Annotated in this window: 26 protein-coding genes; 11 read left to right on the top strand and 15 right to left on the bottom strand. The window is 64.1% G+C overall.

Translation table 11 applies throughout. The features are described from left to right. Positions 1-70 precede the first annotated feature (70 nt). Together CTR55_RS01850 and erdR are read right to left on the bottom strand one after the other, a co-directional pair. The gene (locus tag CTR55_RS01850; RefSeq protein WP_296283842.1) at positions 71-442 is read right to left on the bottom strand and encodes a diacylglycerol kinase; all 372 of its coding nucleotides are present in this window, start codon (positions 440-442) and stop codon (positions 71-73) included. Positions 443-548: 106 nt separating this feature from the next. Beyond that, on the bottom strand, positions 549-1,199 hold the full coding sequence (erdR, locus tag CTR55_RS01845; RefSeq protein ID WP_296283841.1) for a response regulator transcription factor ErdR: 651 nt from the start codon (positions 1,197-1,199) through the stop codon (positions 549-551). A 265-nt stretch (positions 1,200-1,464) separates the two neighbouring features. On the opposite strand from erdR, the gene CTR55_RS01840 reads away from it, so the two are divergent. Both CTR55_RS01840 and CTR55_RS01835 read left to right on the top strand, forming a co-directional pair. After that, a complete protein-coding gene (locus tag CTR55_RS01840) occupies positions 1,465-2,349 on the top strand; it encodes a DMT family transporter (protein WP_296283840.1) in 885 nt (294 codons plus the stop codon). A 704-nt stretch (positions 2,350-3,053) separates the two neighbouring features. After that, the gene (locus tag CTR55_RS01835) at positions 3,054-3,533 is read left to right on the top strand and encodes a Bro-N domain-containing protein (protein ID WP_296283839.1); all 480 of its coding nucleotides are present in this window, start codon (positions 3,054-3,056) and stop codon (positions 3,531-3,533) included. Positions 3,534-3,686: 153 nt separating this feature from the next. On the opposite strand, the gene CTR55_RS01830 is transcribed toward CTR55_RS01835, so the two are convergent. Further along, positions 3,687-4,403 (bottom strand): tRNA-uridine aminocarboxypropyltransferase, encoded by a 717-nt coding sequence (locus CTR55_RS01830; RefSeq protein WP_296283838.1) that lies wholly within the window; start codon positions 4,401-4,403, stop codon positions 3,687-3,689. Positions 4,404-4,732: 329 nt separating this feature from the next. Between CTR55_RS01830 and CTR55_RS01825 the strand changes: the two genes are divergently transcribed. Next, positions 4,733-5,140, top strand: coding sequence for a quorum-sensing-regulated virulence factor family protein (locus tag CTR55_RS01825; RefSeq protein WP_296283837.1), 408 nt, complete (start codon positions 4,733-4,735; stop codon positions 5,138-5,140). Positions 5,141-5,149: 9 nt separating this feature from the next. Beyond that, positions 5,150-5,365, top strand: a complete 216-nt coding sequence (locus tag CTR55_RS01820) for a DUF3820 family protein (protein WP_017518005.1) — start codon at positions 5,150-5,152, stop codon at positions 5,363-5,365. A gap of 40 nt (positions 5,366-5,405) precedes the next feature. On the opposite strand, the gene CTR55_RS01815 is transcribed toward CTR55_RS01820, so the two are convergent. Continuing rightward, on the bottom strand, positions 5,406-7,811 hold the full coding sequence (locus CTR55_RS01815) for a xylulose 5-phosphate 3-epimerase (RefSeq protein WP_296283836.1): 2,406 nt from the start codon (positions 7,809-7,811) through the stop codon (positions 5,406-5,408). Positions 7,812-7,936: 125 nt separating this feature from the next. On the opposite strand from CTR55_RS01815, the gene CTR55_RS01810 reads away from it, so the two are divergent. Together CTR55_RS01810 and CTR55_RS01805 are read left to right on the top strand one after the other, a co-directional pair. Beyond that, positions 7,937-9,358, top strand: a complete 1,422-nt coding sequence (locus tag CTR55_RS01810; protein WP_296283835.1) for an MBL fold metallo-hydrolase — start codon at positions 7,937-7,939, stop codon at positions 9,356-9,358. 168 nt (positions 9,359-9,526) lie between these two features. After that, on the top strand, positions 9,527-10,600 hold the full coding sequence (locus tag CTR55_RS01805; RefSeq protein WP_296283834.1) for a TIGR00730 family Rossman fold protein: 1,074 nt from the start codon (positions 9,527-9,529) through the stop codon (positions 10,598-10,600). Between the two features lie 50 nt (positions 10,601-10,650). Here the strand turns inward: CTR55_RS01805 and recX are convergent, their stop codons facing one another. The 3 genes from recX to CTR55_RS01790 all read right to left on the bottom strand — a co-directional run bounded on the left by recX (position 10,651) and on the right by CTR55_RS01790 (position 12,789). After that, positions 10,651-11,115, bottom strand: coding sequence for a recombination regulator RecX (gene recX, locus CTR55_RS01800; RefSeq protein WP_296283833.1), 465 nt, complete (start codon positions 11,113-11,115; stop codon positions 10,651-10,653). Positions 11,116-11,120: 5 nt separating this feature from the next. Next, positions 11,121-12,176 (bottom strand): recombinase RecA, encoded by a 1,056-nt coding sequence (gene recA / locus CTR55_RS01795; protein WP_296283832.1) that lies wholly within the window; start codon positions 12,174-12,176, stop codon positions 11,121-11,123. Between the two features lie 85 nt (positions 12,177-12,261). Then, positions 12,262-12,789, bottom strand: a complete 528-nt coding sequence (locus tag CTR55_RS01790) for a CinA family protein (protein WP_296283831.1) — start codon at positions 12,787-12,789, stop codon at positions 12,262-12,264. An 82-nt stretch (positions 12,790-12,871) separates the two neighbouring features. Between CTR55_RS01790 and mutS the strand changes: the two genes are divergently transcribed. Further along, positions 12,872-15,445 (top strand): DNA mismatch repair protein MutS, encoded by a 2,574-nt coding sequence (mutS, locus tag CTR55_RS01785; protein WP_296283830.1) that lies wholly within the window; start codon positions 12,872-12,874, stop codon positions 15,443-15,445. Between the two features lie 65 nt (positions 15,446-15,510). Next, positions 15,511-15,834: a ferredoxin FdxA gene (gene fdxA / locus CTR55_RS01780; RefSeq protein ID WP_296283829.1), complete on the top strand. Its 324-nt coding sequence runs from the start codon at positions 15,511-15,513 to the stop codon at positions 15,832-15,834. A gap of 429 nt (positions 15,835-16,263) precedes the next feature. On the opposite strand, the gene rpoS is transcribed toward fdxA, so the two are convergent. The 8 genes from rpoS to CTR55_RS01740 form a co-directional block, all read right to left on the bottom strand. Further along, complete coding sequence (gene rpoS / locus CTR55_RS01775; protein WP_296283963.1) at positions 16,264-17,268, bottom strand: RNA polymerase sigma factor RpoS; 1,005 nt, start codon at positions 17,266-17,268, stop codon at positions 16,264-16,266. A 95-nt stretch (positions 17,269-17,363) separates the two neighbouring features. Beyond that, positions 17,364-18,152, bottom strand: coding sequence for a peptidoglycan DD-metalloendopeptidase family protein (locus CTR55_RS01770; RefSeq protein ID WP_296283828.1), 789 nt, complete (start codon positions 18,150-18,152; stop codon positions 17,364-17,366). A gap of 133 nt (positions 18,153-18,285) precedes the next feature. Then, entirely contained in the window at positions 18,286-18,921 is a 636-nt protein-coding gene (locus CTR55_RS01765; RefSeq protein ID WP_296283962.1) for a protein-L-isoaspartate(D-aspartate) O-methyltransferase, read from the bottom strand. Between the two features lie 25 nt (positions 18,922-18,946). Continuing rightward, positions 18,947-19,705 (bottom strand): 5'/3'-nucleotidase SurE, encoded by a 759-nt coding sequence (gene surE / locus CTR55_RS01760; protein WP_296283827.1) that lies wholly within the window; start codon positions 19,703-19,705, stop codon positions 18,947-18,949. Then, a complete protein-coding gene (gene truD, locus CTR55_RS01755; protein ID WP_296283826.1) occupies positions 19,693-20,751 on the bottom strand; it encodes a tRNA pseudouridine(13) synthase TruD in 1,059 nt (352 codons plus the stop codon). The genes surE and truD overlap by 13 nt, the downstream gene beginning before the upstream one ends. Continuing rightward, positions 20,748-21,221 (bottom strand): 2-C-methyl-D-erythritol 2,4-cyclodiphosphate synthase, encoded by a 474-nt coding sequence (gene ispF, locus CTR55_RS01750; RefSeq protein WP_296283825.1) that lies wholly within the window; start codon positions 21,219-21,221, stop codon positions 20,748-20,750. The genes truD and ispF overlap by 4 nt, the downstream gene beginning before the upstream one ends. A gap of 59 nt (positions 21,222-21,280) precedes the next feature. Continuing rightward, on the bottom strand, positions 21,281-22,132 hold the full coding sequence (fghA, locus tag CTR55_RS01745; RefSeq protein ID WP_296283824.1) for an S-formylglutathione hydrolase: 852 nt from the start codon (positions 22,130-22,132) through the stop codon (positions 21,281-21,283). A gap of 45 nt (positions 22,133-22,177) precedes the next feature. Beyond that, a complete protein-coding gene (locus tag CTR55_RS01740) occupies positions 22,178-23,290 on the bottom strand; it encodes an S-(hydroxymethyl)glutathione dehydrogenase/class III alcohol dehydrogenase (RefSeq protein ID WP_296283823.1) in 1,113 nt (370 codons plus the stop codon). A gap of 216 nt (positions 23,291-23,506) precedes the next feature. Between CTR55_RS01740 and CTR55_RS01735 the strand changes: the two genes are divergently transcribed. The 3 genes from CTR55_RS01735 (at position 23,507) to yedF (ending at position 25,909) form a co-directional block, all read left to right on the top strand. Then, complete coding sequence (locus CTR55_RS01735) at positions 23,507-24,400, top strand: LysR substrate-binding domain-containing protein (RefSeq protein WP_296283822.1); 894 nt, start codon at positions 23,507-23,509, stop codon at positions 24,398-24,400. A gap of 68 nt (positions 24,401-24,468) precedes the next feature. Continuing rightward, positions 24,469-25,695, top strand: coding sequence for a selenium metabolism membrane protein YedE/FdhT (gene yedE, locus CTR55_RS01730; protein ID WP_296283821.1), 1,227 nt, complete (start codon positions 24,469-24,471; stop codon positions 25,693-25,695). Further along, the gene (gene yedF / locus CTR55_RS01725; RefSeq protein WP_081517905.1) at positions 25,661-25,909 is read left to right on the top strand and encodes a sulfurtransferase-like selenium metabolism protein YedF; all 249 of its coding nucleotides are present in this window, start codon (positions 25,661-25,663) and stop codon (positions 25,907-25,909) included. Before yedE ends, yedF begins: the two co-directional genes overlap by 35 nt. Positions 25,910-25,914: the final 5 nt, after the last annotated feature.

Genomic DNA, 25,914 nt, shown 5'->3' with positions numbered 1-25,914 from the left:
TGCTCGCGAACATCGCCATCCCGATATAGCCGGCATGAAGCGTTCGCGAGCAAGCTCGCTCCTACAGAATTCAACCCAGCAGGACGCCCGCCCAGGTCACGGTGATGATGGTCAGCGCCACGAACTGCGCGGCGCTGCCCATGTCCTTGGCGTTCTTCGACAGCGGGTGGCGCTCCAGGGAAACCCGGTCCACCACCGCCTCGATGGCAGAGTTGAGCAGCTCGACGATCAGCGCCAGCAGGCACACGGCGATCAGCAGCGCACGCTCGCCACGGGTCACGTCGCAGAAGAACGACAGCGGGATCAGGATGACGTTGATCAGCACCAGCTGGCGGAAGGCCGCTTCACCCTTGAAGGCGGCGGCGAAGCCGGCCAGCGAATAGCCGGCGGCGTTGAAGATGCGTTTCAGGCCGGTCTGGCCCTTGAAGGGGGAAGCGGACACGTATGAATCTCACTGGCAAAGGTCGCCGCACTCTATACCAGCGATCGTTAAAAAGGGGTCATGGCGATTACAGAATGTGACAGCTGATAGCCGGGCAGTAACAGCCTCAGACCCCAGGCACCGACTCCATTTGCGCCAGCAGCAGCGCCGCCTGGGTACGCGTGCGCACGTTCAGCTTGCGGAAGATCGCGGTGACGTGCGCCTTCACCGTGGCTTCGGAAACGCTCAGCTCGTAAGCGATCTGCTTGTTCAGCAAACCTTCGCAGACCATCGTCAGCACCCGGAACTGCTGCGGCGTAAGGCTCGCCAGGCCCGCGCTGGCTGCGCGCACTTCGTCGCTCATCTCGGTCACCGCGTCCACTTGCGGCGGCCACCAGACGTCGCCATCGAGCACCGAGCGCACGGCCTGCTGCAGCACGCTCAGTTCACTGGACTTGGGGATGAAACCGCTGGCGCCGAACTCGCGGGAGCGCTGCACCACCGCAGCGTCCTCCTGGGCCGAGACCATCACCACCGGAATCTGCGGATACTGCCCGCGCAACAGCACCAGGCCGGAGAAACCGTATGCACCGGGCATGTTCAGGTCCAGCAGCACGAGGTCCCAGTCCGCCTTCTCGTTCAGGCGCGTCTCCAACTCCGCGATACTCGCCGCTTCCGACAGTCGCGCCTCGGGGCCAAGACCGATGGTCAGGGCCTGGTGCAGGGCACTGCGGAACAGCGGGTGATCGTCAGCGATCAGGATCTCGTAGGAAGCCATGAATTTTCCTTGAAGGCCGCGCCGAAGTCCCGCCGTGGATAACAGCCAGACTTGCGCAGGAAAGGTCGGTGCAGGGTTGGAGCACTGCTTCAGGCATTGTACGCAAAGACTACCCCCGGTGTCCGCGCGAATACATCGCCCAACGGTACTTACACCGTGGCCTGAAAGCCCCTGCCGCTGTGCCCGCCGACACACCGCTCCCCTTTCCAAAGGCCTGGCGTTACGGCAGAGTTCCGCTTTTTTTCCTGCCCGTTACGAGAACAAGATGAAAAGCCATGCGCTGCGCGCCGATCTCCTGATGCTGTTCACCGCGATGATTTGGGGGGTTTCCTTCGTCGCGCAACGCCTCGGGATGGATGCCATCGGTCCCTTCCTCTATACCGGCCTGCGCTTCACCCTTGGCGCCGTGGCACTGCTGCCGCTGCTGGCCTGGTCGAGCAAGCGCGGCGCCCAGCCGTTCAACCGTGGCCTGATCCTCGCGGGCCTGGCCATCGGCACCGCGCTGACCGTGGGGATCAACCTGCAACAGGTCGGCCTGATGTTCACCAGCGTGACCAATTCCGGCTTCATCACCGGCCTCTACGTCATCATCGTGCCGCTGCTCGGCCTGCTGATCGGCCACCGCGCCGGCATGGGCACCTGGCTGGGCGCGGCGCTGGCCGTGACCGGCATGGCGATGCTGAGTATCGGCCCGGGCTTCCACGTTGCCTCCGGTGACTGGCTGCAACTGACCGGTGCCTTCGTCTGGGGTGGCCATGTGCTGCTGGTGGGCCTGTTCGCCAGCCGCTACGACCCGATCCGCCTGGCCTTCCTGCAGTTCGTCACTTGCGCGGTGGTGAGCATGATCCTGGCGTTTGTCTTCGAGGAGATTCACTGGGACGCCATCGTCCAGGCCGGCCCCGCCCTGCTCTACGGCGGCCTGTTCGGCGTCGCCACCGGCTTCACCCTGCAGGTCATCGCTCAGAAGCACGCCATCGCCTCCCACGCAGCGATCATCCTCTCGCTGGAAGCCGTATTTGCCGCCATCGCCGGCGCGCTGTTCCTCAACGAAACCCTGCATGTACGCGGCTACTTCGGCTGCGCGCTGATGCTCGCCGGCATGCTGGTGGCGCAGCTGTGGCCGAAGAAAGCCGTGGCCACGGCGGCCTGACCGCCTTCGCTTCTAAAGCGATGCTGTTCGCGAGCAAGGGCTGGGCGCCCCCTCGGTCCTACAAAAAGCACTCCCGGCTGACGACGACATTTCGCCGAACGCCACTCCTGTAGGAGCGAGCTGGCTCGCGAACCGAGTGCCTCCGGGGCTGCCGGGGTCGCATTCGTAGGATGGCGTGGAGCGCAGCGATACCCATCGGTCCTGGCATCAGCAGCATCGGTATCGCCTGGGCTCCACCCATCCTACGGGTTAGCTCAGCGCTCCTACAATTCAGCTCTGATTTCCGGCAGGCCGAAAAGAATCGACCGACAGACGCGCACGCGCCGACCTGTCACCCTCCCTCGCTTTTCCTGAATCTGTTTCCTAAGCGCGGATCGCTCCGTAAGACCTGGGACAGGCAATTGGGAAGCGCCCGACCCAGCGTCGGCGTTGCGGTCCTACAAGCCCTTTGCTTAGCGTTTTCTCCGCCACGGAACAGCCGTGGCCAGGTGTGGAAACCTGAGTTAAAGCGCAATGCCGTAACAGAGAAAGTCCGGCCCGTTGTTCCAGGCCGGACGGCCTCTGGCTGTCTATGGCGGATCGTGCGAGGCGGGCTTCGGCCCGGCCGGTCTTTTGCGCTTTGACCCGGTTTTCCACCCTTGCACGGTCCGCCTCCCCTTCCCTCGTTCGGGCGGCGGTTCTTGATCTGTACAAGGAGAAACCGCATGAACCCTTCGTTTGAGTTCCCGGCCAACACTGGCCTGCAGTGCCAAACCTTCCAGCGCTTCGACCGCACCCTGCGCGGCCTGATGATCGACCGTCAGGCCTGGTTCTCCGCCCGTGATCTGGCGCGGCTGACCAATTGCGACGTGAGCGGCCGCACCACCCGCAAGCTCGACGCCGATCAGTTCCGCTGGGAACGGCTGGCCGGCGGCCGGGAAGACGAATTGCTGGTCAGCGAAAGCGGCCTCTACACCCTGCTGCTGGTGTATTTCTACCACCCGGAAAACCGCAACCTGCGGCAGTGGCTGAGCAACGAGGTAGTGCCGGCACTGCGCGATGCGCAGTTGCTCTCGGGAGGCGGTCCACGCCAGACCATGCGTGATGTGCAGGGTTACCCACTGGCCGTACTGGAATGGCAAGGCGCCGTCTGGTTGCGCTTCGCTGACACGGCGCGGTTGCTGGAACAGAGCCGCTCTTCGTAGGAGCAACTGTCTTCTTCTGAAAGTCCGTGCCTGGCATTTCCCTCTCCCTACCCCTGGCTGCGCGCCCTGCTCCGAAGGGAGAGGGGAATTCCAGGCACAAGGCTCCAAAAAAGAAGACCGTTGCTTCTTTCAGGTGGGCACTGGCGGTCTGATTTATCGCTGGGTAAAGGGCATCAACGCCTGATGCGCTGGGCTCTGCTCGTCCAGCGGCTGCTGGCGCTTGGAGCCCAGGTAGCGTTCGCTGAACACGTCCAGGTAAGCATCCAGCGCATCACCGGCGCGGCGGTCGCCGGCAAGGCCGAGGCAGAGTGCGGCGACTTCGGCAGTGCACAGGTGCTCGTCGAACTTCGAGCGGCGCAGGCGGTAGCGCGACAGGGCGTCGGGGGTGATGCTCAGCACCGGGAAACGGTCCAGGTAGGGGCTTTTGCGGAACATCTTGCGCGCCTCGTTCCAGGTGGCGTCGAGCAGGATGAACAGCGGTCGCTTGCCGTCCTGCGGTTCCACCGTGGTGACCACGCGCTCTGGCTGGACGAACTCACCGGGGAACACCACATAAGGCTGCCACTGAGGATCATCGAGCAGCGCCAGCAGCGCCGGGTCGACCTCGATGCGCGACCAGCCGAAGGCCCAGGTCTCGGGCACCGTCTCGGCGATCAGCCAGCCGGTATTGCTCGGTTTGAGCGGCTCGGTGTCGAACATCACCAGGCACATCGCCGCGTCGGACTCGACCTGCGGGCGCAGGCTGCACATGCAGTAGTTCGGCCGCAGACGGCAGCCTGGGCAGCGCGGCGAGCGCGAGCCACGGGCGAAGAACGGCTTGATGCAACGGGCCAGGCGCTCATCGCGCAGGCGGGCGACGGCGTGGCTCATGCGCTGGCCACTGGGGTGCGGGAGATCGGACGGGACATCGAAAGCTCGAACAGGACGACGGTTGCGGACCGCCGATTGTACCAGAGCGCTTGTAGGCGACGACCAGCCAAGGGACTGTCACCCCGACGAGGGCAAAAAGCGCGTCCGATGGCTGCTGCACTTGCCGCTCCATCCTTTGACGGGGTTGGCCGCCTGGCGGCGCACCCCGTGGCCTGCGGTAATAGCGTCTCGGCATGCGGGCCGTTTTAAGGGACAATAAGCGGCTTGAATGACCGTCGAACCCGGAAGGCTCGCCACGGTCGAATCGGCACCATTGTCTGGAGATGCCCATGCTGCGCCTCACCGCCCTCGCCCTCTGCCTCGTCATTCCCGTCGCGCACGCCGCGTCGAAGAAGGACTTCGAACTGACCCAGACCCTGGAAAAGGTCGCCAAGGAAAGCAGTGAAGGCACCCCGCGCGCGATCAACGAGGACATTCTCGACCAGGGCTACACCGTGGAAGGTCCGCAGTTGATCAACCACCTGAGTGTCCGCGCCAGCCATGCCGAGCGCATGCGCGAGAACCCGGACAGCGTGCGCAGCCAACTGGGCGACAGCGTGTGCAGCAACACCGCCTACCGCCAACTGCTGGCCGAGGGTGCGATCCTCACTTACAGCTTCACCGAGTACAAGACCAACGCTCCGGTCGCCACCGAGCGTTTCGACGCCGGCAGTTGCAAGATCAAGCTGAAGAAGTAAGCCGCCGCGATGCTCGACAAGGAACAGTTGCTGAAGATCGCGCGCACGCCGATGCCCTTCGGCAAGTACCAGGGCCGCATGCTGGTGGACCTGCCGGACGAGTACCTGCTGTGGTTCTACAAGAAGGGCCAGTTCCCGCCCGGTGAACTGGGCCGGCTGATGCAACTGACCCTGGAACTGAAGATCGACGGCCTCGACGGCCTGATCAAGCCGCTCAAGCGCTGAGCCCCGCGCAACCGCCCTGCGGCGGCTGCGCCAGCGCTCATCAGCGCAGCACGGACGGGCTTTCCTTGCCCGCCACCGCTGCCGCTTCGTCCACCGCGAGCAAGGCGCTGCGCGGCACGTCCAGCAACCGCGCGCAGGCCGCCAGCACATGGGCCCAACTGCAACGGTTGGCGAACAGCATGCCCGCCTCGTCCAGCGTCCCTCCCTGGTTGCGATAGCCCAGCACCGCCGTCTTCAACGCGTCCGGCAGGATCGGCCAGAGGTGCCCGCGCGCCACTTCCGGGCGCATGTGGGTGAGCAGCACGCGGCGCTGGTAATGGTCAGGGAACAGGCGCATGGCCACGGACTCGTCAGCCAGGGACTGCAGCTCCCAGTTATCGCGCGGCGCGCGGAAGCGTCCCGGCTCCTGCAGGTACACCAACCGGTAGGGATAGCCGGCTTCTTCCAGCCGCAGCGCGGCGCGACGCATCTCGGCCAGTTGGTAACTGCCATTGGCAATCAGCAGCAGCGGCTCGGCGCCGGGGTGCTCATCCATCAGGATCGCGCCATCCCGCGCCAGTTGCTCGGCCTGGGCCTGGTTGAACACCACCGGACGCTCGCGCTTGGGCGCCACGATGCAGGCCAGTTGTCCTCGACTGCGATAGATCTCCGGCAACAGCGCCAGAAGGCTGTTGTGGTCGGCGGGGAAGATCACCCGCACCATGTCGCTCATCTCGCCCAGCAGCGCTTCGCAGAAGGTGGTGTCCTGGTGGGACTGCTGGTTCTTGCCGTTTTCCCAGGTGTGCGAAGTCGCCACCAGCGGCCAGCCGAGCCATCCTGCCGGGCGCCCGGCCTCCTTCTGTTGGCGAGCGAAGATCAGTGTCTGGCGCACCGCACCGAGCATCTTCACGCAGAAGGCTTCGTAGCTGGCCACCAGGTTCAGTCCGCCCTGGTTGGCCAGGCAGGCGGAAACCACTGCCTCTTCGTTGAGCGCCGTGATGATCCGCCCATCCACGGCCTCCAGATCGCTTTCCGGCTCGCTCACCCGGTGCCGCAGCGCCTTGAGCACGCCGCCCAGGCGGTTGCTCGCCAGCTCATCCGGGTTGCCGACTCGGGCACGGAGGTCCGGGTTGGCAGCGCACAGGTCGACATAGAAGCGATCCAACGCCGCCATCGGCGAGCATTCGTCATTGCGGTAGTGCAGCGGCGGAATCGACGGTTCGATGGGCCGACGCACCGCCAGCGGGTTATCCCGCTCCAGCAGCCGGCCGCTGCGTGAATCGGCGAACAGACGGCACGCTTCGGCAAGCTCGTCGGGTTCGACCCAAAGCGGCGCCGCGTGCTGGTTGAACAGCTCGCGCGCAGTGGCATCCTCACTGGGGTTACCCGGCAGCGGCAGGTTGTGCGCGGCGTTGCTACCGGCACCGTAGAAGCCGTAGCCCTTTGTCGTCTCGGCAATGCCATAGGGGATCGGCAGCGGATAGCGCAGGATGCCGCGCTCCTTCTCATCGACGCGGTGTTGCAGGCGCTCTTCCATTTCCCACAGCGCACAGACGAAGGCCGCCGGGTCACGCCCATCGAAACTGATCGGGTCGAAGCCACAACGCCGCAGGTGGAGCTTGAAGCCCTCCAGCCCTTCATGAGTGCCCAGGTCGGTGCGCTGCTCGATGCGCCGACCATTGGCGATCATCACCGGCAGCGCCGTGCCGCAATCCTCGGCGCGCCACCAGCGGGGGATCCAGTCACTACCGCGCTGTTCCTCGGCAGCGCCGTCGGAGAGAAAGGCCACCAGGGTCTCGCCTGGCAGCGGCATGTGCGCGTACATCAGCTCGGCGAAACCGAGGTACCCGCCTTCGGCAATGCCGCCGGCCGTGTGCGGGTTGACGTGGCTGCCCAGCGGCACAGCGACCTTGCCGTCTGGCCCCTGGGCATAGCTGTAGAAATCCTGCACCAGCCGATCCAGTCCGGCCTCGCCGTTTCCGTAGGCTGCGGCCTGTTCCGGATGCAGGTTGCCGGTGAGTACGTTGAGTGCGTCGATCGCCGCCACGCAGTGCCCCTGCCCCATCAGCCAGCCACGGGTCTTGCCGCTCAGGGCATTCAGCGCGAGGTAACCGGCGTAGGCGGGCACCATGTTCAGTGCACCGCCCGTGTGACCCTCGGGCTGCGCCTTGAAGTCCTCGGCCTGCAAGGGCGCGCCATCGAGGCGAACCCGCCTGGCGTAGGTCATGTGGGCCACCAGCCAGAGGCCGGCGCAAGTCAGGCGATCCAGCGCGCTGAACAGCCGATAGACACTGGCCAGATCGGGCTGCAAGCCGTACTGAACCCATTGATGAGCGACACGAAAGACCGCCGCCTGGGTCTGCACGCTATGCTGAAGCGGACCACGGCCCAGCAGCCAACGGGCATATTCCGGCTCGGCTGCCGCATGGGCGGCAAGTTCCTCGGGGCTTGGCAGGATTTGTGGCATGTCGGCTCTCCCTTGGCTTTCGGGGAAAGTCTAGGTCGCCACAGATCGGACGGGCGCTGACATGTATCAACGAGTGCCCCAACCATTCGGGCAAGTCTGAAAGAGAATTCCGACAAGGAGACAACATGGCGCTTCTCACCTTCATCGGCGCGATCCAGGAGGTCACCGGTTCCTGTTACCTGCTGGAAACCCGCGACGGCGTCCGCGTGCTGCTCGAATGCGGGATGCGCCAAGGGCGCAGCGGCAACAAGGGCACCCGCGAGAACGAGACCAGCAACCGTACGCCCTTCTCCTTCGATCCGAAGGAACTGGATGCCGTCGTCCTGTCCCACGCCCACCTGGACCACAGCGGCCTGCTGCCGCGCCTGGCGAAGGAAGGCTACAAGGGGCCGATCTACGCCACCGAATCCTGCTGCGACCTGCTGGAACTGATGCTGATGGACTCGGCGCACATCCAGGAGAAGGATGCCGAGTGGGAGAACAAGTGGCGCGCACGCCTGGGCAAGCCGCCGGTGAAGCCGCTGTACAACGTCGAGGACGCCTCGCGCGCGCTGAACCAGCGCCGCCGCGTCAGCTATGGCAGCACGGTGGATGTGGCGCGTGGCATCCGCGTGACCTTCCACAACGCCGGGCACATCCTCGGCTCGGCCATCGTCGAACTGGAAATCCATGAGTTCGGCTCGACCCGCCGCCTGGTGTTCTCCGGCGACCTGGGCAGCACCTGCTCACCGCTGATGCGCACACCGACACCACTGACCCGCGCCGACGTAGTGCTGCTGGAATCCACCTACGGCGACCGCGATCACCGCGATGCCAACGACACCCTGCTGGAACTGGCCGGCATCCTCCAGCGTGCGCAGAACGAGGGCGGCAACGTGCTGATCCCGTCTTTCGCCGTGGGCCGCACCCAGGACCTGATCTACTACCTCGGCCGCTTCTACCAGGAAGGTCGGCTACCACAGCAGGTGGTCTACCTCGACAGCCCCATGGCCGCGCAAGCGAACAACATCTACCTGCAGCACATCGGCGAGATCGCCGACGTCGACCGCGAATACATGCGCGGCACCGGCACCTCCAAGGTCGGCGAGTGGCTGCCGATCCTGCGCACGACCCAGAGCGCCGACGAATCCATGGCGCTGAATCGCATCAAGAGCGGCGCCATCATCATCGCCGGCAGCGGTATGTGCACCGGCGGGCGTATCGTCCACCACCTCAAACACAACCTCTGGCGCGAGGAGTGCCATATCGTCTTCCCCGGCTTCCAGGCGAAGGGCACCCTGGGGCGCGCCATCGTCGACGGAGCCGAGACAGTGCGCATCCTGCGCCAGCGCATCAGTGTCAAGGCACAGATACACACCCTCGGGGGGTTCTCCGCTCACGCGGGACAATCACAATTAATTCAGTGGGTTGGCAACTTCGAGAACAAACCCGAGCTATACCTGATACATGGCGAGCGGGAAAAGATGGATGCACTCAAGGGGGCACTCCAGGATCGCCTGAACTGGACGGCCAACATTCCGGAGCCCGGAGACCGGATCGCCATTTGAACCGAGGCCTCACCGCTGTCACACCCCGCGTGCCAGACTGGGCAGGCCTCCTGCTGAACCCTGTGCGTGCGGCGAAGCGCCAATGCGTTACCGCCCGAAGTCACCTTGCGTGGCCGGCGCCGCCCATGGACAGGCGAACAGGGGTTGATGAACAAGGAGTATCAACACATGCCCTATGAGCCCGACGACTACCTCTCCAGACACTTCCAGACCAGCGGCACGGACCTGACGCAGAAGATCGAGGAACTGGCCGAACTCGCAGCCCCCGGCAACAGCCAGAACCTGCCGCTGTATCGCGAGATGCTGACCACCATCGCCCGCATGGCCCAAGCCGACCGCAATCGCTGGGACGCCAAGATCATGCTACAGACCTTGCGCGAAATGGAGCACGCCTTCAGCACCCTGGAGCAGTTCAAGCGTCGTCGCAAAGTCACCGTTTTTGGTTCGGCCCGCACCCCGGCCGACCATCCCGTCTATGCCCTGGCCCGCGAGCTGGGTGAAACCCTGGCCCGTTACGATCTGATGGTCATCACTGGCGCTGGGGGCGGCATCATGGCCGCCGCCCATGAAGGCGCCGGGCTGGAAAACAGCCTCGGCTTCAACATCACCCTGCCCTTCGAGCAACACGCCAACCCAATCGTGGACGGCACCAGCAACCTGCTGTCATTCCACTTCTTCTTCCTGCGCAAGCTGTTCTTCGTCAAGGAGGCTGATGCCCTGGTCCTCTGCCCCGGCGGCTTCGGCACGCTGGATGAAGCGCTGGAAGTACTCACCCTGATCCAGACCGGCAAGAGCCCGCTGGTGCCCGTCGTCCTGCTCGACCAGCCGGGCGGGCACTACTGGGATCACGCCCTGGAGTTCATCAAGGAACAACTGGAGGACAACGGCTACATCCTGCCCAGCGACATGAACCTGATGAAGCTGGTCCATTCAGCCGAGGAAGCCGTCGAGGAAATCGCCCAGTTCTACAGCAACTTCCACTCCAGCCGCTGGCTCAAGGACCGCTTCGTGATTCGCCTGAACCATCCGCTGAGCGCACGGGCGCTGCAGCTGCTGGAGCGCGAGTTCGGCAAGCTGTGCGTGACCGATGGTTTCCACCAGCAGCCCTACAGCGAGTCGGAACTGGACGAACCGGAGTTTTCCCATCTCACCCGCCTGGCCTTCGCCTTCAACGGTCGCGACCAAGGGCGTCTGCGCGAGCTGCTGGACTTCATCAACCAGCCGGAGAATTGGGAGCGCTGATTTTCCGAGGCCAAAAACGAACAAGGCACCCGCTTGGGTGCCTTGTTCGTTCAATCATCGGATCGTCGACCGCTCAGAAGCCGGCTGATGGCTTCCATCGAGTAGCCCCGGTAGCTCAGGAACCGCCCTTGTTGGGCTCGCTCACGGGCGTCCTGCGGTAGCCGGGCGAATTTACGGTGCCAGACCTCACGCAGGTTTGCGCTCCAGTCGACGCCCGACTCGCTCAGCGCACTGTCGATCTCGCCACGGGGCAAGCCACGCTGCGACAGCTCCTCACGAATCCGCATCGGACCGTAACCGGCCCGCGCACGGCTGGCGATATAGCTTTCCAGGTAGCGACTTTCATTGAGCAACCCCTCCTCGGCCAAGCGGTCGAGGACAGGGTCGATCAGGTCCTGCGTGGCACCGCGTTGCCGCAGCTTGCGCGAGAGCTCCGCCCGGCCATGCTCGCGTCTTGCCAGCAGGTCCATGGCGACCCGCCGCACCGCGACGGGGTTATCGAGCTCGACGGACATGACGATCAGAGGTCGACTTCAGCTTCTGCCTCGGCTTCCGCCGCAGCGAGCTCAGCCTTGGTCGGCGGCGTCTGCTTGGACAGCAGTTGGTCGCGGATGGCCTTGTCCAGCGTGGTGCAGACCTCAACGTTGTCCTCCAGGTACTTGGCGGCGTTGGCCTTGCCCTGACCGATCTTGCTGCCCTGATAGCTGTACCAGGCGCCGGACTTTTCGATCAGGCCCAACTGTACGCCCAGGTCAATGATCTCGCCGGTGCGGTAGATGCCGCGGCCGTACATGATCTGGAACTCGGCCTGACGGAACGGCGGAGCGACCTTGTTCTTCACGACCTTGACGCGGGTTTCGCTGCCGACCACCTCGTCGCCTTCCTTCACCGCGCCGGTACGACGGATGTCGAGACGAACGGAGGAGTAAAACTTCAGCGCGTTACCGCCGGTGGTGGTTTCCGGGTTGCCGAACATCACGCCGATCTTCATACGGATCTGGTTGATGAAGATAACCAGGCAGTTGGCGTTCTTGATGTTGCCGGTGATCTTGCGCAGCGCCTGGGACATCAGGCGGGCCTGCAGGCCGACGTGCTGGTCGCCCATCTCGCCTTCGATTTCGGCCTTGGGCACCAGGGCAGCCACGGAGTCGACGATGATCACGTCAACGGCGTTGGAGCGCACCAGCATGTCGGTGATTTCCAGGGCCTGTTCGCCGGTGTCCGGCTGGGAAACCAGCAGGTCGTCGACGTTGACGCCCAGCTTGCCGGCGTAGTCCGGGTCCAGCGCGTGCTCGGCGTCGACGAAGGCGCAAGTGGCGCCGACTTTCTGCGCCTGGGCGATGACCGACAGGGTCAGCGTGGTCTTACCCGAGGATTCCGGGCCGTAGATCTCGACGATACGGCCGCGCGGTAGACCGCCGATACCCAGCGCGATGTCCAGGCCCAGCGAGCCGGTGGAGATGGCGGGAATAGCCTGGCGCTCATGGTCGCCCATGCGCATGACCGCGCCTTTGCCGAATTGGCGTTCGATCTGTCCCAGGGCCGCGGCCAGGGCGCGCTTCTTGTTGTCGTCCATTGAAGTCCTCGCGAAGTCAGGCGGCCGGGCGGCCACGAACAACTGTATAAGTAGCCAGTATTATTCCACAGGGCAAGCCGCTCGCCTACCCCTGAATCGGATTTTCCCCGTCCGCCAGTCGCAACAGCCCTTCCAGAGCGGTCGCTACCGTCTGCCGGCGCACGGCCTCCCGATCACCGGCATACAGACGGCGTTCGCTGAACACCTGTTCGCCTTTCCTCCATGCCAGCCAGACGGTGCCCACCGGCTTCTCGGCAGAACCGCCATCAGGCCCGGCAATACCGCTGACCGCTACGGCAATATCCGCCCCACTGCGCGGCAAAGCGCCGGCAACCATGGCTTCGACCACCTCCCGGCTCACGGCGCCGACCTTCGCGAATAACTCTGTCGGCACATCCAACTGACGAGTCTTCTGGCTGTTGGAGTAGGTGACATAGCCCGCCTCGAACCATGCGGAGCTGCCGGAAATGCGGGTGATCGCCTCGGCGATGCCGCCACCGGTGCAGGATTCGGCGGTAGTGACGCGCAATTTGTTAGCCGCCAACCGCCCTCCAAGTCGGGTGGCCAGTTCGGTGATGGATTGCTCGGTAATAAAGGAATCGGTGTCGGGCACAGTGCGCTCCGGGGTTAAAGAAGGCCAGGCGGATACCGTACACTAGGCGCTTTTGCATGTTGAAGCCGGACAGCCAGAAGCCATGAGTCAGAGCGACCTTTCCGCCCACACCCCCATGATGCAGCAGTATTGGCGGCTGAAGAACCAGCACCCGGACCAACTGATGTTCTACCGCATGGGCGACTTCTATGAGCTGTTCTACGAGGACGCCAAGAAAGCCGCCAAGCTGCTGGATATCACTCTGACCGCGCGCGGCCAGTCCGCCGGCAACTCCATTCCCATGGCGGGTATCCCGTTTCACTCCGCCGAGGGCTACCTCGCCAAACTGGTGAAGCTCGGTGAGTCAGTGGTGATCTGTGAGCAGATCGGCGACCCGGCCACCAGCAAGGGCCCCGTCGACCGCCAGGTGGTGCGCATCCTTACCCCCGGCACTGTCAGCGACGAAGCGCTGCTCGACGAACGCCGCGACAACCTGATCGCCGCCGTACTGGGCGATGAGCGCCTGTTTGGCCTGGCCGTGCTGGATATCACCAGCGGCCGTTTCAACGTCCAGGAAATAAAAGGCTGGGAGACCCTGCTGGCCGAACTGGAGCGCCTGAATCCCGCCGAGCTGCTGATTCCCGATGACTGGCCCCAGGGCCTGCCGGCGGAAAAGCGCCGTGGAGCACACCGCCGCGCGCCCTGGGACTTCGATCGTGACTCGGCGAAGAAAGGCCTGTGCCAGCAGTTCGGCGTGCAGGACCTCAAGGGCTTCGGCTGCCAGGAACTGACCCTGGCCATCGGTGCCGCGGGCTGCCTGCTGACCTACGCCAAGGAAACCCAGCGCACCGCCCTGCCGCACCTGCGCAGCCTGCGTCACGAGCGCATCGACGACACGGTGATCCTCGATGGCGCCAGCCGCCGCAACCTGGAACTGGACACCAACCTCGCGGGCGGGCGCGACAACACACTGCAGTCGGTAGTCGACCGTTGCCAGACTGCCATGGGCAGCCGCCTGCTGACCCGCTGGCTGAACCGCCCGCTGCGTGACCGCACCGTGCTCGAGGCGCGCCAGGAGTCGATCGCCTGCCTGCTGGAACGTTACCGTTTCGAAACCCTCCAGCCGCAGCTGAAGGAAATCGGCGATGTGGAGCGCATCCTCGCGCGTATCGGCCTGCGCAATGCCCGCCCGCGCGACCTCGCCCGCCTGCGCGACGCCCTCGCCGCCCTGCCGGAACTGCAGAGTGGCATGACCGAGCTGGAAGCCCCGCACCTGGGCGAACTGGCCGTCAGCATCCGCACCTATCCGGAACTGGCCGACCTGCTGGCCCGCGCGGTGATCGAGAACCCGCCGGCCGTTATCCGTGATGGTGGCGTCATCGCCCGCGGCTACGATGCCGAGCTGGACGAGCTGCAGATGCTCAGCGAGAACGCCGGCCAGTACCTGATGGACCTGGAGACTCGCGAAAAGGCCCGAACCGGCCTGCCGAACCTGAAGGTCGGCTACAACCGCATCCACGGCTACTACATCGAACTGCCGCGTGTGCAGGCCGAACAGGCCCCCGCCGACTACATCCGCCGCCAGACCCTGAAAGGCGCCGAGCGCTTCATCACGCCGGAACTGAAAGCCTTCGAAGACAAGGCACTGTCGGCCCAGAGCCGTGCCCTGGCCCGCGAGAAGCAGCTCTACGAAGAACTGCTGGAACTGCTGATCGGCCAGTTGGCGCCGCTGCAGGACACCGCTGCCGCCCTGGCAGAACTGGACGTGCTGTCCAACCTCGCCGAGCGTGCACTGAACCTAGACCTGAACCGCCCGCGTTTCGTCGAAGAGTCCGGCATTCTCATCGAGCAGGGTCGCCACCCGGTGGTCGAGCAGGTGCTGGATACGCCCTTCGTCGCCAACGACCTGAACCTCGACGAAGACACCCGCATGCTGGTGATTACCGGTCCGAACATGGGCGGTAAATCGACCTATATGCGGCAAACAGCGCTGATTGTGCTGCTAGCCCACATCGGCAGCTTCGTCCCGGCGGCACGTTGTGAACTGTCCTTGGTGGACCGTATCTTCACCCGTATCGGCTCCTCCGACGACCTCGCCGGCGGCCGCTCCACCTTCATGGTGGAGATGAGCGAAACCGCGAATATCCTGCACAACGCCAGCGACCGCAGCCTGGTACTGATGGACGAAGTGGGCCGCGGCACCAGCACCTTCGACGGCCTGTCGCTGGCCTGGTCCGCTGCCGAACACCTGGCCAAACTGCGCGCCTTTACCCTGTTCGCCACTCACTATTTCGAGCTGACCGTGCTGCCCGAAAGTGAGCCGGCAGTGGCCAACGTGCACCTGAACGCCACCGAACACAACGAGCGCATCGTGTTTCTGCACCACGTGCTGCCCGGCCCGGCCAGCCAAAGTTATGGCCTCGCGGTTGCACAACTGGCCGGTGTACCGGGTGCGGTAATTCAGCGCGCCCGCGAGCATCTGTCGCGCCTGGAAACCACCAGCCTGCCTCATGAAGCACCGCGCTCGACCGACCCGAAAAGCCCGGCGCCACTGCAAAGCGACCTCTTCGCCAGCCTGCCGCACCCGATCGTCGAAGAGCTGATGCGTGTCAGCCCCGATGACCTGACACCGCGTCAAGCTCTCGAATTGTTATATGCATGGAAGATGCGAGTCTGACGGACCGCAAGACAAGCTGATAGAATCGCGCGCGCTTAGCCGCCCGTCTGAGGAGAAAATTAGAAATGACCTTCGTCGTCACCGACAACTGCATCAAGTGCAAATACACCGACTGCGTGGAAGTATGCCCGGTGGACTGCTTCTACGAAGGCCCGAACTTCCTGGTGATCCACCCGGATGAGTGCATCGACTGCGCCCTGTGCGAACCGGAGTGCCCGGCACAGGCGATCTTCTCCGAGGACGAAGTCCCGGATGGCATGCAGGAGTTCACCGAGTTGAACAAGGATCTGGCTGACGTCTGGCCGAATATCACCGAGAAGAAGGACTCCCTGCCGGACGCTGAAGAGTGGGACGGCAAGCCGAACAAGATGCAGTACCTGGAGCGCTGATCTCCATTGTCAAAATAAGAAAGGCCCGCTTCATGCGGGCCTTTCTGTATCTGCTACGGCACTTTTCTGCAGGCAAAAAAAGGGGCGGGATAACCCGCCCACTCTTTCTTCCCTTCTTCATCATCCTGATGAACCGCATCCTGCGGGAGTCCTGACCGACATCCTTACCGGCCTGCGCCTTTCCGTGTACGCAGGAGTGATATTACCCACTGCCCCAAATCCGGCAACTGGGTCAGTTCCGCGCACCTATCTCTTTCGGCATCTTGCGTTGCAATTAAAATCCTTTAAAAACATAAAGATATGATCAGGCGACGTTGAGGCTGGCGGCATTTCAAGCTGAACACTCACACACCTTGTAAGTGAATGCTTACATCGCGACGCATAAAAAAGCCCGGAATCATCCGGGCTTCTTTGTGGTCGACCTGAGCATTACTGGAACAGTGCGTCACTCGACAGGCCGTTCTTTTCGAGGATCTCGCGCAAGCGCTTGAGGGCCTCGACCTGGATCTGCCGAACCCGCTCACGGGTCAGGCCGATTTCCTGGCCAACTTCCTCCAGGGTGCTGCTTTCATGGCCGCGCAGACCGAAGCGGCGAATCACCACCTCACGCTGCTTGTCAGTCAGTTCCGACAGCCATAGATCAATGCTCTCGCTGAGGTCGTCATCCTGCAGCAGTTCACAAGGATCGGTCGGACGATCGTCAGTCAAGGTATCAAGCAGCGTCTTGTCCGAATCCGGGCCGAGGGAGACATCCACCGAAGTGACCCGCTCGTTCAGACCAAGCATCCGCTTGACCTCTGCCACCGGCTTCTCGAGCAGGTTGGCGATTTCCTCGGGCGACGGCTCGTGGTCCAGCTTCTGGGTCAGCTCACGAGCTGCCCGCAGGTAGACGTTGAGTTCCTTCACCACATGGATCGGCAAACGAATGGTGCGGGTCTGGTTCATGATGGCCCGCTCGATGGTCTGGCGAATCCACCAGGTTGCGTAAGTGGAGAAGCGGAAGCCGCGCTCGGGGTCGAACTTCTCCACCGCGCGAATCAACCCGAGGTTGCCCTCTTCGATCAGGTCGAGCAGGGAAAGACCGCGGTTGACGTAACGTCGCGCGATCTTCACCACCAGACGCAGGTTACTTTCGATCATTCGGCGGCGACCGGCCGGGTCGCCCTTCTGCGCGAGGCGCGCAAAATGGACTTCCTCTTCCGGCGTCAGGAGCGGCGAGAAACCAATTTCATTCAGATACAACTGAGTCGCGTCGAGCGCGCGGCTGTAGTCGATGTGCTTGTGTTGCTTGAGAGAGGAGCGTGAGGTGGCTTTAGGAGTGACTCGAAGCGATACCTGCTCTTCGGCAAATGACTCTTCGAGGATGATGCCAGGCTCCAGCAGGAGCACTTCATCATCGACGTCAAACTCCGGCCCTTCTTTTTTAAGTGCCATGTCGTTATCCCTTGCTGAGTTCGACAACAAGCCCAGGTGCGTCCTTATCCTTAGGACACCTAGGCCCGCTCACCCACGCAGGGGAACAGCTACCGTCAACGACTTGGCAGGTATTGCAGCGGATCTACAGGTTTACCCTGGCGGCGAATCTCAAAGTGCAGCTTCACCCGGTCAGTCCCTGTGGAGCCCATCTCGGCAATGTTCTGCCCGACTTTGACCTGTTGCCCTTCCCGCACCAGCAGCCTGCGGTTGTGACCGTAGGCGCTTACGTAGGTATCGCTGTGCTTGATGATCACGAGTTCGCCGTAGCCCCGCAAACCACTACCGGCGTACACCACCGTGCCATTAGACGCAGCCAGGACAGGCTGGCCCAATTGCCCGCCTATATCAATCCCTTTATTCAAACTGCCGTTTGATGCAAAACGCCCAATCAGAGTGCCGTTGGTCGGCCATATCCAGCCCCCCGGAGCCCCCCCTGCGACTGCCGGAGTTCCGCCACTGACGGGCGGCTGCGAGGGAGTCGTGACGGTAGGGGTGGTCGGTTTGCTGGCGGTCGCGGACGTAGATGTCGGTTTGTTGACAACAACTGGAGCGACAGACGTTGTATTTTTTGCGACGGACGGCGCTGAAGTCGAGCCACCGTCAAAGCGGATGATCTGGCCGGGGCGAATGGTGTACGGGGCGGAGATGTTGTTGCGCGCGGCCAGGGCTTTCCAGTCCCAGCCGTAGCGGAAGGCGATGGAGTACAGCGTGTCGCCGCGACGCACCAGATACTGCCCGCTGGTGACAGCCGACCTCTGCTGGGCGTTGCGGTCCACCACGGTCGTGGTGCTGCGCGAGGTGGAAGAACAGGCCGCCAGCAGAGAGCAAACGGCAATGGCCATTACGACATGGCCCAGGCCCGTGATCCAGTTCCGTTGACACAGGGTCGCTGTCAAGCTCACCCATCCCCCTTATCCATGAATTGACATCCAGCCTCACTGGCCGGCAGTAACCGCCACCTTGACCGGCTTGCTCTCAGCCTAGCGGACCATTGAGCAGCGGGACGAAGCGTACGGAGTCCAGCACCTGGCGCTGGAAGCCATGCTCGGTGCGGACGATCAGCATCAGTTGCTGCACCTCGCCGCCACCGACCGGAATCACCAGCCGCCCCCCGAGCGCCAACTGGTCCAGCAATGCTTGTGGGACCTCGGCCGCTGCCGCGGTGACGATGATGCCGTTGTAAGGCGCAAGGGCTGGCCAGCCTTCCCAGCCATCGCCCCAACGAAAGACAACATTTCTCAGGTTTAGCTCCGCAAGTCGCTCCTTGGCGCGATCCTGCAAGGCCTGTATGCGCTCGACGGAGAATACCCGCTCCACCAGTTGTGACAGCACGGCGGTCTGGTAGCCGGAGCCGGTGCCGATCTCCAGCACCTTGTCCAGCGGGCCTGCGGCCAGCAGCAACTCGGTCATCCGAGCCACCATGAAGGGCTGCGAGATGGTCTGGTTGTGTCCGATGGGCAGTGCGGTGTCTTCGTAGGCGCGGTGCGACAGCGCCTCGTCGACGAACAGGTGGCGCGGTGTACGACGGATCACTTCCAGCACGTGGGCGTTGGACAGGCCCTCTTCGTACAGACGCTGGATCAGCCGCTCACGGGTGCGCTGGGAGGTCATGCCGATTCCGCCGCGCCGCGACAATTCATTGGCCATGGTCGAGCCCTCCGAGCCAGTCGCCAAGGACATTGAACGCCTCCCGGTAGGTCCGGTCCATCTGCAATGGCGTGATGGACACGTACCCCTGCATCACCGCGTGGAAATCGGTGCCCTCGCCGCCATCCTCGGCATCGCCGGCAGCCGCGATCCAGTAGCCTTCCTTGCCGCGCGGGTTGACCACCTTGACCGGCGGCTTGGCGCGGGCGCGATGGCCCAGGCGGGTCAGCTGGATGCCTTTGATGCGCTCCAGTGGCAGGTTGGGGATGTTCACGTTGAGCACGGTGCGCGGTGGCAGGTCGAGCTTCCCGTGGGACTCCACCAGCAGACGGGCAAAGTGCATGGCCGCCGGCAGGTTGTCGGTCAGGCGCGAGCACAGTGAGAAGGCGAAGGCCGGCCGGGCCAGGAAGCGCCCTTCCAAAGCGGCTGCCACGGTGCCGGAATAGAGCACGTCGTCGCCCAGGTTGGCGCCGAGGTTGATGCCCGACACGACCATCTCCGGCACTTCTTCGAGCAGGCCATTGAGGCCCAGGTGCACGCAGTCGGTCGGGGTGCCGTTGAGGCTGATGAAACCATTGCCCAGGCGATGGGGGTGCAGCGGCCGATCCAGCGTCAGCGAACTACTCGCTCCGCTACGATCGGCTTCCGGGGCGATCACGATGCAGTCCGCATAATCGGACAGCGCGTCGTGAAGCGCGGCGATACCGGGTGCAGTGACCCCGTCGTCGTTGGCAATCAATATGCGCATGGGCTTTCCGTCTGCCCTGCCGGCACGAGGTCGATCAGCTCGCGCACTACCACGGTGGCGAAGCAGCCAGCCGGCAGGACGAATTCCAGTTGCAGAATGTCAGAGGCGGGATAATGCCATGTAAGGCCCGGGATGGGGAGGCGCAGAATGCGCCGTTCGTGCGCCATGTCCGCACTGGCGAGCCACTGGCAAAGCGCCAGCTCGGTCTGCTGCACGCTGCTTTCGATCTCTCCGGGCTGGTTCGCCGCTGGTGAATCGCCCTCGCCCCACATCGGACCGGTGGGGTGCAGGTCGAGCGCGGCGAGGCGCGGGTCGGAGCATTCCGCTTCACCGGCGGGGAAGAAACTTCGGCTGTCCGTGAACGCCAGCAGGTCGCCGACCAACGCCTGGTTCCAGGTGCCTTCCGCCACACGGCGGGTCAGCACCTGGTTGAAGATGAAGCTGCGGGCCGCCGAGAGCATCCGTGAGCGCATGTTGCGATGTTCCGGCAGCTTGCCGCGCTCGGCGAAACCACGGGCGTCGAAGACGTTGCCGCCGTCATGACCGAAGCGCTGGGTGCCGAAGTAGTTCGGCACGCCATGGGCGACGATGGCTTTCAGGCGCGCTTCCAGCTGCTCACGATCCACCTGCAACTCGGTCAGGCGCAGGGTGAAGCCGTTGGCCGAATGAGCACCACGCTGCAGTTTGCGGCGATGGCGGTTACGTTCGAGGATGCGCAGGCTGTCGTCCTCGGCAGCGGCCAGGTCCGGATCGGACTTGCCCGGCAAGTGCAGGCTGAACCACTGACGGGTCAATGCCTGACGATCCTTGAGGCCGGCGTAGCTGATCATCTTCACCGGCACGCCGGCGGCACGGGCCAGCCGGCGAGCGGCTTCCTCGGTGTTCAGGCCGCGCTTCTCGACCCACAGCCAGAGGTGTTCGCCGTCACCGGAGAGCGGGATGTCCAGCACTTCGTCGACCTGGAAGTCTTCCGCTACAGCCTTGAGCACGGCGCTTCCGCAGGCGTCGCCATGGGCGCGCGGGCCCAGCAGTTCCAGCTCCGTCATGCGCGAACCAGCAGGGCGACGGCGTGGACCGCGATGCCCTCTCCACGGCCGGTGAAGCCGAGTTTCTCTGTGGTGGTGGCCTTGACGTTCACCTGGTCCAGTTCGACCTTCAGGTCGGCGGCGATGGTCTCGCGCATGCTCTGGATGTGCGGCGCCATCTTCGGAGCCTGGGCGATGATGGTGGTGTCGACGTTTTCCACCTTCCAGCCCTTGGCTTCCACCAGGCTCAGCACGTGACGCAGCAGCGCGCGGCTGTCGGCGCCCTTGAACTGCGGGTCGGTGTCGGGGAAGTGCTTGCCGATGTCGCCCAACGCGCAGGCGCCCAGCAGGGCATCGGCAAGCGCGTGCAGCAGCACGTCGCCGTCGGAGTGGGCGATGAGCCCGAACTGGTGGGGAATACGTACGCCGCCGAGGGTGATGAAGTCGCCCTCGCCGAAGCGGTGCACGTCGTAGCCATGTCCGATACGCATGAAAAAACGCCCTGTAGATGTCAGGGCGTCGATTCTACCGGATCACTGCACCAAGGGTGTCAGCCACAGAGCGCCGCGGCGTGGTGGCGCAGGTGATCTTCGATGAAGCTCGCAATGAAGTAGTAGCTGTGGTCGTAGCCGGGCTGCAGACGCAGTTCCAGCGGATGACCGACCGCCGCGGCCGCTTCGCGCAGGGCTTCGGGCTTGAGCTGCACGGCGAGGAAGTCGTCGCGCTCGCCCTGGTCCACCAGGATCGGCAGGCGCTCGCTGGCATTCGCCAGCAGTTCCACGGCATCCCACTCACGCCATGCCGCCGGGTCTTCACCCAGGAAGCGACCCAGTGCTTTCTGGCCCCAAGGGCAATCGCTGGGGTGGGTGATGGGCGCGAAGGCCGACAGCGACAGGTAGCGTCCCGGATTGCGCAGGGCGCAGATCAGCGCGCCATGGCCGCCCATGGAGTGCCCGCTGATGCCGCGCTTCTGGGATACCGGGAAGCTCGCTTCGATCAGCGCCGGCAGCTCCTGCACCACGTAGTCGTGCATGCGGTAGTGGCGCGCCCAGGGTTCCTGGGTGGCATTGACGTAGAAACCGGCGCCAAGGCCGAAATCCCACGCGCCGTCCGGGTCGCCCGGTACTTCCGGCCCACGTGGGCTGGTGTCCGGCGCGACGATCACGATCCCGAGTTCGGCAGCCATGCGCTGGGCGCCGGCCTTCTGCATGAAGTTCTCGTCGGTGCAGGTCAGGCCGGACAGCCAGTAGAGCACCGGCAGGCCTGCCTCGGGCTCGGCCTGAGGCGGCAGGTATACCGCGAAGACCATGTCGCAGCCAAGGATTGCGGAACGGTGGCGGTAGCGCTGGTGCCAGCCGCCAAAACTCTTCTGGCTGCTGATGAGTTCGATGGAATCCGTCATGGAGCCTCCTGTGAGGCCGGGCGCGAGGGGCACCCGGCGGTTCGATCAGTAATGGATGACGGAGCGGATGCTCTTGCCTTCGTGCATCAGGTCGAAAGCCTCGTTGATCTTCTCCAGGCCCATGGTGTGGGTGATGAAGGTATCCAGCGGGATTTCGCCCTTCTGCGCCTTTTCCACATAGCTCGGCAGTTCGGTGCGGCCCTTCACGCCACCAAAGGCGGAACCGCGCCAGACGCGACCGGTGACCAGCTGGAACGGACGAGTGCTGATTTCCTGGCCTGCGCCGGCGACGCCGATGATGGTGGATTCGCCCCAACCCTTGTGGCAGCACTCCAGCGCCGCACGCATCAGCTGGACGTTGCCCACGCACTCGAAGGAATAGTCGACGCCACCGTCGGTCATTTCGACGATGACTTCCTGAATTGGCTTCTGGTGGTCCTTCGGATTGACGAAGTCAGTGGCGCCCAACTCCTTGGCGATATCGAACTTGGCCGGGTTGATGTCCACCGCGATGATGCGCGAGGCCTTGGCCATCTTCGCGCCAATGATCGCCGCCAGGCCGATGCCGCCCAGGCCGAAGATGGCGACGGTGGCGCCCTCTTCCACCTTGGCGGTGTTCAGCACCGCGCCGATGCCGGTGGTGACGCCGCAACCGAGCAGGCAGACCTTCTCCAACGGCGCTTCCTCGGGGATCTTCGCCAGGGAGATTTCCGGCAGCACGGTGTACTCGGAGAAGGTCGAGCAGCCCATGTAGTGGAAGACCGGCTCGCCCTTGTAGGAGAAGCGGCTGGTGCCATCGGGCATCAGGCCCTTGCCCTGGGTGGCGCGCACGGCCTGGCAGAGGTTGGTCTTGCCGGATTTGCAGAATTTGCACTCGCGGCATTCGGCGGTGTAGAGCGGGATCACGTGGTCGCCCACTTTCAGCGAGGTCACGCCCTCGCCCACCGCTTCGACGATGCCACCACCTTCGTGACCCAGGATGCACGGGAACACGCCTTCGGAATCCTGCCCGGACAGGGTGTACGCGTCGGTGTGACAGACGCCGGTGGCAACGATGCGCACCAGCACTTCGCCCTTCTGCGGCGGCGCCACATCCACTTCGACGATTTCCAACGGCTGGTTGGGGGCGAAGGCGACGGCGGCACGGGACTTGATCATCGGGAAACTCCTGAACGAAGGAAACGACAACGCCCGCCTGGGGCGGACGGGTTCGGCGCGGCGGCCGAGAAACCGGGACGGGCCGGAGCCACGTCGGGGAGCGTTCGGGGCAGCGCGCCAAAAGCACGCCCCAAAGCCTTGGAAGTGTAGAAAACCCCGATTCGGGGAATAATCAGGCAATAATCAAAACATTATTGCCATACAGGGACAATCCAGATGCACCGCTGGGAAGGACTGGACGAGTTCGTCGCCGTCGCCGAAACCGGCCAATTCACGGCCGCCGCCGAACGCCTGGGCGTGTCTTCGTCCCATGTCAGCCGCCAGGTTGCCCGCCTGGAGGAACGCTTACAGACGCGTCTGCTTTACCGCAGCACCCGCAAGGTGACCTTGAGCGAGGCCGGCCAGACATTTCTGCAACATTGCCGACGCCTGCAGGACGCTCGCGAGGAGGCGTTGCGGGCGGTGAGCGACCTGTCCGCCGAACCCAAGGGCCTGTTGCGCATGACCTGTGCAGTGGCCTACGGCGAGCGCTTCGTGGTCCCGCTGGTGAACGAGTTCATGGCGCAGTTTCCGCAACTGCGGGTGGAAATCGAGCTGTCCAACCGCCAGCTCGACCTGCTTCATGAAGGCTTCGACCTGGCGATCCGCCTCGGCCGCTTGAGCGACTCGCGGCTGGTGGCGACGCGCTTGGCGCCTCGGGTGATGTACCTCTGCGCGACGCCGGACTATCTCGCCCGCCATGGCACTCCGCAGAGCGTCGCCGAACTGGCGCAGCACAACTGCCTGGTTGGCAGCAGCGACCAGTGGAGTTTCCTTGAGGGTGGCCGGGAAACCCAGCACCGGGTCCAGGGCAACTGGCGCTGCAACAGCGGCCAGGCGGTGCTCGATGCAGCGCTACGCGGTTTCGGCCTTTGCCAGTTGCCGGATTACTACGTGCTGGAACACCTGCGCAGCGGCCGCCTGCTATCCCTGCTGGAAGCGCACCAGCCGCCCAACACCGGGGTCTGGGCGCTTTATCCACAACAACGCCACCTATCGCCCAAGGTGCGGCAACTGGTGGATCACCTGAAAGAAGGCCTACAGAATCTTCAGCCATCGCCGTTGCCCTGAAGCAAGCGACCGGAAGTCGCATTGGCTAGAATGGGCGGTTTCCCACCCTTCGGATCAAGGACGACGAGATGTCAGCCGTTTCTTCCTTCCGCGAGCGCTACCTGCTGCGCTTCTGGTCGCCACTGCCGACCCTGGTCGCCCTCGGCGTCATTTCGGCTTATTACTTCGCCATGACCGGCACCTTCTGGGCCGTCACCGGCGAGTTCACCCGCTGGGGCGGCCACGTGCTGTCCTGGTTCGGCCTGCAGCCCCAGGAATGGAGCTACTTCAAGATCATCGGCCTGCAAGGCACGCCACTGGATCGCATCGATGGCGTGATGATCATCGGCATGTTCCTCGGCGCGCTGGTCTGCGCACTCTGGGCCGGCAACGTCAGCCTGCGCTGGCCGACCAGCAAGCGCCGGCTGCTGCAGGGCCTGATCGGCGGGGTCATCGCCGGCTTCGGCGCACGCCTGGCAATGGGCTGCAACCTCGCCGCCTTCTTCACCGGCATCCCGATGTTCTCGGTACACGCCTGGGCCTTCATGTTCTCCACCGTGATCGGCGCCTGGTTCGGTGTGAAGATCAGCCTGCTGCCGTTCCTGCGCATTCCGCTGAAGGTCGGTGGCAGGGCCGCGGCCCTGCCGAGCGCCGATGCCCTCGCTCGCCGCGCCAAGCTGCAATGGCGCCTGGGCATGGGCGTGCTGGCCATCGCTGCGCTGTTCGCCGCCTGGCGTTTCGAGGTCTCGCTGGTGCTGGGCATGGCCTGCCTGTTCGGCCTGCTGTTCGGCGGCCTGATCGAGCGCGCGCAGATCTGCTTCACCAGCGCCGCCCGTGACCTCTGGACCACCGGCCGGACCCAGGCAGCACTGGGCATCCTGCTGGGCATGGCGGCCGCCTGCGTCGGCACCTTCGCGGCAATCCACAACGGCCTGCCACCGAAGATCTTCTGGATGGGCCCGAACGCCGTGATCGGCGGCGTGCTGTTCGGCATCGGCATCGTCCTGGCCGGCGGCTGCGAGACGGGCTGGATGTACCGCTCGATGGAAGGCCAGGTGCACTTCTGGGTGGTGGGTATCGGCAACGTGATCGGCGGCACTTTGGTCGCAGTTTACTGGGACCAGCTCGGCACCAGCCTCGCCCTGCCCTATCCCAAGCTCAACCTGCTGCAGGAGTTCGGCCCCGGCGGCGGCCTGCTGATTACCTTCGCCGGCCTCGCGCTGTGCATGCTGCTGGTCCAGCTCAACGCCCAAAGATTCACTCGTAAACGGAAACCGTCCGATGCCCGACACCAAGACGCCGACGCTGTCGCTTGATCTGCGCGGCGAACACTGCCCGTACAACGCCATCGCCACCCTGGAAACCCTGGAGACGCTCAAGCCTGGAGATCTGCTGGAGGTGATCACCGACTGCTCGCAGTCGGTGCATGGGATTCCGGAAGATACGAAGCGCCATGGCTATCACTGCCTGGCGGTGGAACAGCACGGGGCGCTGTTCCGCTTCCTGATCGAAGTGCCGTTGCTGGGCTGATGGAG

The organism is Pseudomonas sp., assembly GCF_002796985.1.
Lineage (GTDB): Bacteria > Pseudomonadota > Gammaproteobacteria > Pseudomonadales > Pseudomonadaceae > Pseudomonas.
This window is presented reverse-complemented; position numbering and strand designations above follow the sequence as displayed.